A 10,949-nucleotide genomic window follows, 5' to 3' on the forward strand; every position below is an offset into this window, starting at 1 on the left:
GGTGGTGTTCACAGCCGAGACAGGACGGCGCGCAGCTCGTCGATCACGCGGGCCTGGTCCGACGCCGACAGCGTCGGGTACATCGGCAACGAGAAGACCTCGTTCGCCAGTCGTTCGGTGACCGGCAGCGAGCAGACCTCCTGTCCCAGGTGTGTGAACCCGCTCATGGTGTGCACCGGCCACGGATAGCTGACGTTCAGCATGATCCCGGCCTCCTTCATCTGTCGGATGATCTCGTCGCGGGCGGGATGCCGCACCACGTACAGGTAGTAGACGTGCTCGTTACCGGGCACCACGGTGGGTAGTCCGAGGTCCGTTCCGGCGAACGCCTCGTCGTAGGTGGCCGCGATCGCGCGCCGGGCCGAGACGTACTGGTCCAGCCGCGAGAGCTTCCGGAGCAGGATCTCGGCCTGCACCTCGTCGAGGCGACTGTTGAACCCGGGCGTCTCGACGACGTAGTACCGCTCCGCCATGCCGTAGTACCGCAGTCGCCGCAGGGCGGCGTCCACCTGGTCGTCGTCGACGACCACGGCGCCGCCGTCACCGTACGCGCCGAGCACCTTGGTGGGATAGAACGAGAACGCCGCCGCGTCACCGAACGACCCGACGATCCGGCCGTCCTGACGGGCCCCGTGGGCCTGGGCGCAGTCCTCCAGGACGGCCAGCCCGCGCTCCTGGGCGACCCGGCTCACCGTCCGCATGTCGACCGCCTGGCCGTACAGGTGCACCGGGAGGATGCAGCGGGTGCGGTCGGTGACGGCGGCGGCCAACTGCCCGACGTCCATCAGTTGCGTGTCGTGCCGTACGTCGACGAAGGTCGGGGTCGCACCGACGGCGTCGATCGCGACGACCGTGGGGGCGGCCGTGTTCGACACGGTGATCACCTCGTCCCCCGGCCCGACACCGAGGCTGCGCAGCGCCAACACCAGCGCGTTCGTGCCGTTGTCGACACCGACGCAGTGGCTGCGCTGATGCTTCGCGGCGAACGCCGTCTCGAAGGACCGCACGCTCGCCCCGAGCACCAGTTGACCCGATCTGAACACCTTGTCGACAGCTTCGAGCAGCTCTTCGCGTTCCGCCTCGTACTCGGTGAGGTAGCTCCACACGTTGATGCTCATAGTCGGTAAGGCTAGTGCCGCGACCGGTCGAGGTGGGCGCGGGCGGAAACGCATCCGTAACGAATGGGCCTGGCCCGACGCTCTCCACCGGTGTAGACAAGATTCGATCATGCCGTGCGCCGGAACCGGCGGGACGGCGTGGGAGAGGGGGTGCGGTGCGGGGCGAGTTGCAACGCATCGTCGACGCGGTCGCCGCCCACGTCGGCCGTCCCGCACTGATCGAGGACCGGCGGCAACGCGTCGTCGTCTACAGCGAACAGACCGGGCTGATGGACGAGGTCCGCCGCGCGTCGATCCTGCGGCGGCAGACCGCGCCGGAGGTGATCGCCTGGCTGCGCGGCCTCGGCATCACCGACGCCCGCCGGGCGGTACGCACACCGGCCAGCCCGGAACTGGACCTGCTGCCCCGACTCTGCGTCCCGGTGCGTCACCACGACCTGCTGCTCGGGTTCGTCTGGTTCATCGACCCCGACGGGACCATGACCGAGGTCGACCTGGCGGCCACCGGCCTGCTCAAGGAGCTGTCGCTGGCGCTGTACCGGGAGAACCTGCTCGGCGAGCTGGCCGCGCAGAGCGAGACCGAGGCGGCCCGGACCCTGCTCGCCGACAGTCCGGGCAGCCGCGACCAGGCGGTCCGGGCACTGCTGGAGGCCGGGATGATCAACGCCGACGGACCACGGACCGCGCTGGTCGCCCGGCTCGTCGCCCCCGAGGAACGGCAGCCGGACGAACGGGCCCGGATCGCGCTGGAACAGTCGCTGGTGGCCGCACGCCGTCGGGCCGGTACGCGGGAGGCGCTGCACCTGGTCCGGCACGACCACGGGGTGCTCCTGCTGCCGGCCGAACCCGCCGCCGGTCGGCCGACGCCGGAGGTGGCCGCACGGCAACTCGACGACGACCTGCAACAGGTGACCCGCAGCCTGGGTTCCGTGGAGCGGACGGTGGTCGGGGTCGGCCGGACCAGGCCACGGCTGGCCGACGTCGTCGAGTCGTACGTCGAGGCGCTGCACGCCGCCCGGGTCGGTGCGCAACTGCCGGCGTTGGGCCGGGTGGTCGCCTGGTCCGGCCTGGGTGTCTACCGGGTGCTGGCCCGGCTCGGCGAGCAGCAGCTCACGGTGGCTGACGTCCACCCGGGGCTGGCCCGGCTGGTGTCCACGCCGGGCCACCGCACGCTGCTGACCACCCTGGAGCACTACCTGGACCGGGCCGGCAACGCCCACGCCACCGCCGCCGACCTGCGACTGCACCGGACCACGCTCTACTACCGGCTGCAACGCATCGAGGAGCTCGCCGGCACCGACCTCAAGGACGGCGGCGAGCGGCTCTGCCTGCACCTGGCGCTGAAACTGGCCCGGCTGGCGGAGCGGCACGGCGGCGAGGAGTGACGGTCGACTCCGACAGGCGTAGCAACCGGAGGCGGAGATCTCCGACAGGTGACCGATGACCGGTCGACGCGGCGGTCCATAGGTTCGGCGGGACCCGGGGCGTCCGGTGCGACGGCGGGGAGGGGGCGACGCGGTGAGGGCACGCTGGCTCGGCCGGTACCTGCTGCCCACCCTGGTCGCGTTGGTGTTCGTCGCCCCGCTGTGGTTCATGGTGGTCGGCTCGCTGCGCCCCACCGGCGCCCCGCCACCGCGCTCGCTGGAGTGGTGGCCGGCCGCGCCGACCACGGCCGCGTACACCCGCCTGCCGGAGCTGATCCCGATCTTCCGCTATCTGGCGAACTCCGCCCTGGTGGTGGCGCTGGCGGTGCCGCTGACCGTGCTGGTCGCCTCGCTGAGCGGCTTCGGGCTGCGGCTGCTGTCCCGGGGCGGGCGGCGGCGGGCGTTGACCGGGCTGCTGGTGCTGCTGCTGGTGCCGGTCACGGCGGTCTGGGCGACCCGGTTCGAGGTGTTCCGGCTGGCCGGGGTGGTCGACACGTACCTGCCGTTGCTGGCTCCGGCGGCGCTGGCCGTCAGCCCGTTCCTCGTGCTGCTGTACGCGTGGAGCTTCGGCGGGATCCCCGACAGCCAGTTGCAGGCCGCCCGCCTGGAGGGGGCGGGCTGGCTGACCATCTGGCGGCGGTTGGCGCTGCCACAGGTCAAACCGGCCACGCTGGCGGTCGCGGTGCTGGCCTTCACCTTCCACTGGTCCAACTTCATCGACCCGCTGCTCTATCTGACCAGCGGTGACCGGTACACCTGGCCGTTGGGCCTGCGGTTCCTGCTGCTGCTCAACCCGACGGACTGGCCGCTGCTGATGGCCGGCAGCGTGGTCGCCACCGCGCCGTGCGTGCTGGTCTTCCTGTTCGCCCAGCGGGTCCTGCTCGCCGACGACCCGTTGGCGGCGCTTCGACCGAAAGGACGCCGATGACCCCGATCCGGTGGCGCACGTGCGCGGCGCTGCTCACCGTCCTGCTCGTCGCCGCCGGCTGTACCTCCGGCGAGCGGGCGGCGGAACGCCGCGGCATCACCGTGGTGCTGTTCGGCGACGCCGAGGAGGTGGCCGGCTACCACACCCTGGTCGACGGTTTCACCGCGGCGAACCCCGACGTCCCGGTCACGCTCTCCCCCGTCGCCACCCAGGACGAGCTGATGGCGCGACTCACCACCTCGTTCGCCGGGGGCCGCCCGCCGGACGTGTTCCTGCTCAACTACCGCCGGTACGGGCAGTTCGCGGCGCAGGGCGCGATCGAGCCGGCGCAGTCCTACCTGGACGGCAGCGACACCATCCGGGAGAGCGACTTCAGCAGCCGGGCCCTGGACGCGTTCCGGTTCGACGGCGAGGAGTTGACCTGCCTGCCGCAGAACCTGTCCTCGCTGGTCGTCTACTACAACGCCGACCTGTTCGCCGCCGCCGGTGTGCCGACCCCGCGCCCCGGCTGGACGTGGGACGACTTCCTCGCCGCCGGCAAGGCGCTGACCCGCGACGGCCGGTACGGGGTGGGCGTGGAGGCGTCCGTCGCGCGGCTGGCGCCGTTCGTCTGGTCCAACCGGGGCGAGCTGGTCGACCATCCGGATCGGCCGACCCGGCTGACGCTGCGCGACGACCCGGCCGCCCGCGCGGCCGTGGACTGGTTCCTCGACCTGCGGCTGCGCCACGGCGTCGTGCCGCCGGACGCGGAGGAGCAGAGCGAGTCGAGCGAGGCCCGCTTCCTGCGCGGCACGCTCGGCATGTATCTCAACAGCCGGGTCGCCGTGCCCACCCTGCGGACGATCGACGGGTTCACCTGGGATGCCGCGCCACTGCCGGTGGCCCCCGGTGGCGTGCCGGCGTCGATCCTGCACAGCGACGCGTACTGCATGAGCGCCGGTCTGCCGGACCACCGGCCGGCGTGGCGGTTCATCGAGTACGCCATGGGCGCCACCGGGCAGCGGGTGCTGGCCGAGTCGGGGCGGACCGTGCCGTCCCGACTCGACGTGGCCGACTCCCCCGCCTTCCTCGATCCGGCCCGAGCGCCCCGCTCGTCGCAGGTCTTCCTCGACGCCGAACCGCACCTGCGGGCCACGCCCCGCACCGGCACCTGGTCGCGCGTCGAGAAGGAGACGAACACCCTGCTGGAGGAGGTGTTCTACGGCCGGGTGGAGCGGGAGAAGGGGCTGCGTCGGCTGGAGGAGACCGTCCGCCCGCTGTTCGACCTGCCGGTGGGCAAGTGAAGGGTGTCATCCGGCTGGAGGAGCTGACCCGCACGTACGGGCGCACCGTCGCCGTCGACGGTGTCGACCTGGAGGTCCGGGCCGGGGAACTGCTCACCCTGGTCGGGCCCTCCGGCTCGGGCAAGTCCACCATCCTGCGGCTGATCGCCGGGCTGGACCGGCCGGACGGGGGTCGGATCCTGCTCGACGGGGTCGACGTCGCCACGGTGCCGCCGCACCGCCGCGCGGTGGCCATGGTGTTCCAGGACTACGCGCTGTTCCCGCACCTCACCGTGCACGGCAACCTCACCTTCGGGCTGCGGGTACGCCGGGTGCGGCGCGCCGAGGCGGACCGGCGGACCCGGGCCGCCGCCGAGCGGTTGGGCATCGCCGACCTGCTCGACCGTTACCCGGACCAGATGTCCGGCGGCCAGCGGCAACGGGTGGCGCTGGCCCGGGCGCTGCTGCGCGATCCCAGCGTCTATCTGCTGGACGAGCCGCTGGCCAGCCTGGACGCGCCGCTGCGGTTCGCCACCCGGGCTGACCTGCTCGCCCTGCACCGGGAGCTGCGCACCACCACCGTGCACGTGACGCACGACCAGCACGAGGCGATGACCCTCGGCGACCGGGTGGTGGTGCTGGCGGACGGGCGCATCCGGCAGGTCGGCCCGCCGCAGCAGGTGTACGACGCACCGGCCGACACCTTCGTCGCCGGGTTCCTCGGCAGCCCGCCGATGAACCTGGTCCCCGGCGGCGGTGTGCTCGGCGGCGATCCGACGCTGACCGTCGGCGTACGCCCGGAGGACCTGGTGCGCGACGACGCCGGACCGGTCGGCGCCACCGTCGAGGCGGTCGAGGCGCTGGGCAGCGAGGCGATCCTGTTGACCCGCTGCCCGGACGGCACCCGGCTGACCGTCCGCACCGGTCCCCGCCCCGGTGTCGGGCCCGGTGACGAGATCCGGCTGCGGGTCGACCGGCGCCACCTGTTCGACGCGGCCGACGGGCGGCGCCGGTGAGGCGTACCCGCACGTCGTTGACCGGCTGGGTGTTCCTCGCCCCGTACGCGGTCGCGGTGGTCCTGCTGATCGCGGTGCCGGCGCTGCTCAACGTCGGGTACGCGTTCACCGACCACACCGGCCTGACCCGTGATCCGCAGTTCGTCGGGTTGGCCAACGTCCGCCGACTGCTCGACGACCGGTTCCTGCTGGACAGCCTGGAGGCGTCGCTGGTGCACGTGGCGCTGGCCGTGCCGCTGCGGTTCGTCGCGGCGGTCGGGCTGGGTCTGCTGCTCGCCGCCCCGCGCGTCGGCGGTCGCTGGTTCCGGACCGCCGTGTACCTGCCCACGGTGGTGCCGGACGTGGCGCTGGCGGTGTTGTTCCTCTGGGTGCTCAACCCGCTCTACGGGCCGTTGAACCAGGTGCTCGGGCTGTTCGGGCACGACGGCTACAACTGGCTGGCCGACCCGACCACGGCCCGGGTGGGCGTGGTGCTGATGCTCGCGTTCCCGATCGGCGAGGGCTTCGTGGTGGTGCTGGCCGCCCGGCGGCTGCTCGCCGGTCGGTGGTACGAGGCGGCGGCGTTGGAGGGGTGCGGGCCGTTCGGGCAACTGCGTCGACTGACCCTGCCGCTGCTGGCCCCGGTGCTGGTGCTGCTGGCGGTGCGGGACATCGTGCTCACCCTCCAGGTGAACTTCGTCCCGGCGTACGTGCTCACCGACGGGCGGCCGGCCAACGCCACGCTCTACCTGCCGGTCTACATCTTCGACCAGGCCTTCGAGTTCTCCGGTTTCGCGTACGGCTCGCTGGTCACCATCGTGCTGATGCTGATCACGGCGACCATCATCACCGGGCTGCTGCTCGCCGTCCGCCGCTGGCGGGTACCCCGATGAGCTGGCATCCTGCTGCGGTGAGATTGCGTCACCTCGCCGTCACCGTCGTGCTGCTGCCGGTGCTGGCCGCCTGCGGCGGTGCCGAGACGCCCGACGGCGGACCACGGGACCTGCTGGCGAACCTGCCCAGCTGCGACCGGGTGCCGCTGGACGAGGACCCGGAGGTCGAGGCGGACGTGCCCGGCCTGGTGCTGCCCGACGGCGCCCGGGTCACCGCCGTGGTGCGGCAGGGCGTGCTGACCACGGTGGAGGCGACCGTCCGGATGTCGCCGCTGGACGTCCGCGCGCACTACGAGCAGCGGGCCGACGTGGACCTGCTGAAGATCGAGGACGAGATCTTCGAGACCGAGGTGCTGACCCGGGCCGAACAGCGCCGGATGTACCTGCGGGCCTCGGCGCTCTGCGCCGACGGCAGCACGCTCACCGTGATGGTCGGCCCGGACTCCGACGACGCCGGACTGCCCGAGTTCCGCAGCGGCAGCTGATCGACCTCGACAGATGTCCTAACCGGACGACGCGTTTCCCGACACCTGCTCGGTGACGTTCGCCGATCTCCTGTCTAGCCTGCGCACACAGCACTTTCCGCGCTCGGATCAGGAGAGACCGCATGAGGGCCACCTTCGTCCGGCGACATCGCGGGCTGACGGCGACGGCGCTGGTCGCGCTGCTCGCCACGGTCGCGTTGACGGCGTCGTCCGCCACCGTCCCACCGGCCGCCCCGTCGCTGGCCACCAGCTATCCCACCGGACCGATGGAGGTCCCCGACGAGTGGATGACCGCCCAGCGGATGAGCGACGGCAGCCGGGACCTGTCGGTCGTCAAGTACACCCAGGCCCGCGGCGAGGCCGACCGGCTCGCCACCCGGACCCGCAGCGCCTACCGCCCCCTGGCCGAACGTCCCTGGTCCTTCTTCGGCCCGGCCAACATCGGTGGCCGGGTGGTCGACATCGCGGTGGATCCGCAGGTCCCCGACCAGATCTTCATCGCCGCCGCCTCGGGTGGGGTGTGGCGCTCCGCCGACGCCGGGGCCACCTTCACCCCGGCCTGGCCGGACGGCTGGGCGCAGGCCATCGGCGCGATCGCGATGACCAGCGACGGGGTCCTGTTCGCCGGCACCGGTGAGGCGCAGCCGGGCGGCGGGTCGATCACCTTCGGCGGTGACGGTGTCTACCGCTCCACCGACCGGGGCGCGACCTGGCAACGCGTCGGCCTGGCCGACAGCCACGCCATCGGGCGCTTCGCCGTCGACCCGAGCGACGAGGACCGCGTCTTCGCGGCGGCCAGCGGCAACCTGTTCGTGCCCGGTGGCGAGCGCGGGGTCTACCTGACCGACGACGGCGGGGACACCTGGCGGCAGGTGCTCGCCCCGCCGAACGACACCACCGGCGCCACCGAGGTCGTGATCGACCCGACCGATCCCGACCGGGTGTACGCCGCGATGTGGGACCACCTGCGCGAGCCGCACCAGCGCACGTACGGGGGTCCGGGCTCCAGCCTGTGGCGCTCCGACGACGGCGGCGAGACCTGGGCGCGGATGACCACCGGCCTGCCCACCGACGCCGACCAGGGCCGCTGGGGGCTCACCCTGGCACCGAGCGACCCGCAGCGCCTGTACGCGTACGTGGGTACCGCCCTCGGCCCGTTCCGGGCGTTCTACCGCTCCGACGACGGCGGCGACACCTGGACGCAGACGCCGGTCAGCACCAGCCAGGCGTCGCAGTCGACGTTCAGCTGGTGGTTCGGGAAGATCTTCGTCGATCCGGGCGACGCGGACCACGTGTTCCTGATGGGCGTCAACCTGATGCGCTCGACCAACGGCGCACGGAGCTTCTCCTCCGTCGGCGGGGTGCACGCCGACCAGCACGTGATGCGCTGGGACCCGAAGGTGCCGAACCGGGTCTATCTGGGCAACGACGGTGGCGTCTACCGCTCCCAGACCAACGGCACCGGCGGGTGGGTGAAGGCCGTCGACGAGCGGTACACCCAGTTCTACACCGTCGACGTGGCGCAGACCGATCCGAGCCTGAAGGTCGGCGGCACCCAGGACAACGGCTGCAACCGGGGCTACAACGGCGTCGGCGGCCCGTGGAACGCGATCGGCTGCGGTGACGGGTTGCAGACCCTGATCCACCCGGAGAACCCGAACATCGTCTTCGGGTGCAGCCAGTACGGCGCCTGCTACCGGTCGGAGAACGCGGGCGGCACCCCGCGCCAGTCGATCGGGACCGGCCAGACCACCTCGCAGCGGCGCAACTGGCTGACCCCGCTCCAGTTCGACCCGAACGATCCGAACGTCATGTACTACGCCGGCAACATCGTGAACCGGTCGACGGACAACGGCCGGACCTGGACGGCGATCAGCCCGGACCTGACCGGCGGCGGCCCCAACGACCCGTCCGGCTACCCGTGGGGCACGATCACCACCGTCGCCGCCGCGCCGAGCGACAGCGCCACGCTCTATGTGGGCACCGACGACGGCCGGCTCTGGTGGACCCGTGACCTCGGCGCGACCTGGCAGCAGGTCGACCCGGCCCAGTTGCCCGGCACCTGGGTCACCCGGGTGGCGGTCAACCCCCGGGACGCGAACGTCGCGTACGCCACCTTCTCCGCCTTCCGGTCCGGCAGCGACCGGGCGCACGTGATGATGACCCGCGACGGCGGCCGGACCTGGACCGACATCGGACGGGGCCTGCCCGACGCGCCGGTCAACTCGGTCATCCCGACGGCCGACGGCCTGCTGCTGGTCGGCACCGACGTGGGCGTGTTCGTGTCGGCGTGGAACGGCGGCGAGTGGGCCGCGCTCGGCACCGCCCTGCCGAAGGCGGCGGTGATGTACCTGCGGTACCACGAGCCGTCGCGGCAGCTCACGGCGGCGACGTTCGGTCGGGGCATCTACGACCTCACGGTCCCCCGCTGCCCGGCCGCGTCCACCCGACTGCCGGTGCGTGACCCGGGGGTCGGCGTGGTGGGCGTCCTGGCGTCCTGCCGCGCCGGTTAGGCGGACCGGAGGCCGTCCTCCCCCGGCCCCGGTCCCGCCGGAGGCCACCTCCCCACGAGCCAGGGGAGGTGGCCTCCGGTGCTGGGGTCACCACGACCAGTGTGCTGCGGTCACCGGCAGTGGTGCGCTGCGGTCACCGCAACCGGCGGGCGGGGAACCGGGCCGGTGGGTCGGCGATCGCCTCCTGGGCGGCGACCAGTTGCAGTTCGCGGGTGCCGGCCGCCAGGGTCGCCTCCAGCACCGCAAAGATCGAGGCGGTGGTGCGTTCCAGCGCCGTCGCGGGCGATCCGGTGCTGCGCAGGTGCGCCAGATAGAGCGCGGCGGTGACGTCGCCACCGCCGTTCGGGCTGATCGGCAGCAGTGGCGTGGTCACCGCCCAGGCGCCCTCGTCGGAGACGGCCACCACCTCCAGCGAGTCGGGCGGCGCGTCGCCGTGCAGCACGCTGGTGACCAGGACGTGGCGGGGACCGGTGGCGCGCACCACGTCGACCGCCGCCAGCACGTCGTCGAGCGAGTGCGTCGACCGGCCGGCGAGGAACTCCAGCTCGAACTGGTTCGGGGTGACGATGTCGGCTCGGGGCACCACCACGTCGCGCAGGTACTCGGGGATGCCGGGCCGGACGAACATGCCTCGGCCGACGTCGCCCATCACCGGGTCGCAGCAGTAGACGGCGTCCGGGTTGGCGGTCTTGACCAGGGTCACGGCGTCGAGGATCACCGCGCCCATCGCCGGGTCGCCCTGGTAGCCGGAGAGGATCGCGTCGGCGTCGCCGAGCACCCCACGGTCGGCGATGCCGGCGATCACCTCGGCGACGTCGGCGGGCGCGAGCAGCGGTCCGCGCCAGGCGCCGTAGCCGGTGTGGTTGGAGAAGTGCACGGTCAGCACCGGCCAGACCTCGTGCCCGAGCCGTTGCAGCGGGAACACGGCGGCCGAGTTGCCGACGTGGCCGTAGGCGACCGAGGACTGGATCGACAGGATCTTCACCCGTCCATCATCGCGCCTACCGCTCCCCCGTCGCCGCAGGGGTCGCCCTTCGGCCAGGTCACGGCCGTGCGCCGGGTGGGGGCCGCCGTGTGGCAACCCCCACCCAGCCGGTCCTACTCGAACAGGGACAGGGTCAACGTCGAGGTGTACTCACCCGCGGCCACGTCAGCCGGGGTCCGCAGGAACAGGTCCGCGTCGACCGAGTACGCCCCACCCGCGACCGCACCCGAGTCGAACGTCGAGACCAACAACTCCTGGTCGACCAGACCCACGTTGTTGCCCGGCTGCGTCGGCTCGTCCAACACCGTCACGACCTCTTCACCCTCACTGACCAGCCCGGTGTCCC

9 protein-coding genes and 1 pseudogene are annotated in these 10,949 nt (G+C 72.4%); 7 read left to right on the plus strand and 3 right to left on the minus strand.

Going from position 1 to position 10,949, the window contains the following annotated elements; all coding sequences use genetic code 11:
• Positions 1-8: 8 nt before the first annotated feature.
• Positions 9-1,118: a DegT/DnrJ/EryC1/StrS family aminotransferase gene (locus ACIBO1_RS25450; protein ID WP_396750729.1), complete on the minus strand. Its 1,110-nt coding sequence runs from the start codon at positions 1,116-1,118 to the stop codon at positions 9-11.
• Between the two features lie 155 nt (positions 1,119-1,273).
• Here ACIBO1_RS25450 and ACIBO1_RS25455 point away from each other — a divergent pair, with 155 nt between their 5' ends.
• The 7 genes from ACIBO1_RS25455 to ACIBO1_RS25485 all read left to right on the plus strand — a co-directional run bounded on the left by ACIBO1_RS25455 (position 1,274) and on the right by ACIBO1_RS25485 (position 9,618).
• Entirely contained in the window at positions 1,274-2,503 is a 1,230-nt protein-coding gene (locus ACIBO1_RS25455; protein ID WP_396750731.1) for a PucR family transcriptional regulator, read from the plus strand.
• Between the two features lie 133 nt (positions 2,504-2,636).
• Entirely contained in the window at positions 2,637-3,470 is an 834-nt protein-coding gene (locus tag ACIBO1_RS25460; RefSeq protein WP_396750733.1) for a carbohydrate ABC transporter permease, read from the plus strand.
• Positions 3,467-4,753: an ABC transporter substrate-binding protein gene (locus ACIBO1_RS25465; RefSeq protein WP_396750735.1), complete on the plus strand. Its 1,287-nt coding sequence runs from the start codon at positions 3,467-3,469 to the stop codon at positions 4,751-4,753. Before ACIBO1_RS25460 ends, ACIBO1_RS25465 begins: the two co-directional genes overlap by 4 nt.
• A complete protein-coding gene (locus tag ACIBO1_RS25470) occupies positions 4,750-5,748 on the plus strand; it encodes an ABC transporter ATP-binding protein (protein ID WP_396750737.1) in 999 nt (332 codons plus the stop codon). The genes ACIBO1_RS25465 and ACIBO1_RS25470 overlap by 4 nt, the downstream gene beginning before the upstream one ends.
• Positions 5,745-6,620, plus strand: a complete 876-nt coding sequence (locus tag ACIBO1_RS25475) for a carbohydrate ABC transporter permease (RefSeq protein WP_396750739.1) — start codon at positions 5,745-5,747, stop codon at positions 6,618-6,620. The genes ACIBO1_RS25470 and ACIBO1_RS25475 overlap by 4 nt, the downstream gene beginning before the upstream one ends.
• A 17-nt stretch (positions 6,621-6,637) precedes the next feature.
• Complete coding sequence (locus ACIBO1_RS25480) at positions 6,638-7,105, plus strand: hypothetical protein (RefSeq protein ID WP_396750741.1); 468 nt, start codon at positions 6,638-6,640, stop codon at positions 7,103-7,105.
• A gap of 122 nt (positions 7,106-7,227) precedes the next feature.
• Complete coding sequence (locus tag ACIBO1_RS25485) at positions 7,228-9,618, plus strand: WD40/YVTN/BNR-like repeat-containing protein (RefSeq protein WP_396750743.1); 2,391 nt, start codon at positions 7,228-7,230, stop codon at positions 9,616-9,618.
• 133 nt (positions 9,619-9,751) lie between these two features.
• Here ACIBO1_RS25485 and pdxY read toward each other — a convergent pair whose 3' ends face one another.
• Together pdxY and ACIBO1_RS25495 are read right to left on the minus strand one after the other, a co-directional pair.
• The gene (gene pdxY, locus ACIBO1_RS25490) at positions 9,752-10,603 is read right to left on the minus strand and encodes a pyridoxal kinase PdxY (RefSeq protein WP_350694592.1); all 852 of its coding nucleotides are present in this window, start codon (positions 10,601-10,603) and stop codon (positions 9,752-9,754) included.
• Positions 10,604-10,716: 113 nt separating this feature from the next.
• Positions 10,717-10,949: pseudogene (locus ACIBO1_RS25495) on the minus strand (hypothetical protein); the annotation flags it as partial.

Source organism: Micromonospora sp. NPDC049903 (assembly GCF_044460945.1).
Taxonomy (GTDB): Bacteria; Actinomycetota; Actinomycetes; order Mycobacteriales; family Micromonosporaceae; genus Micromonospora.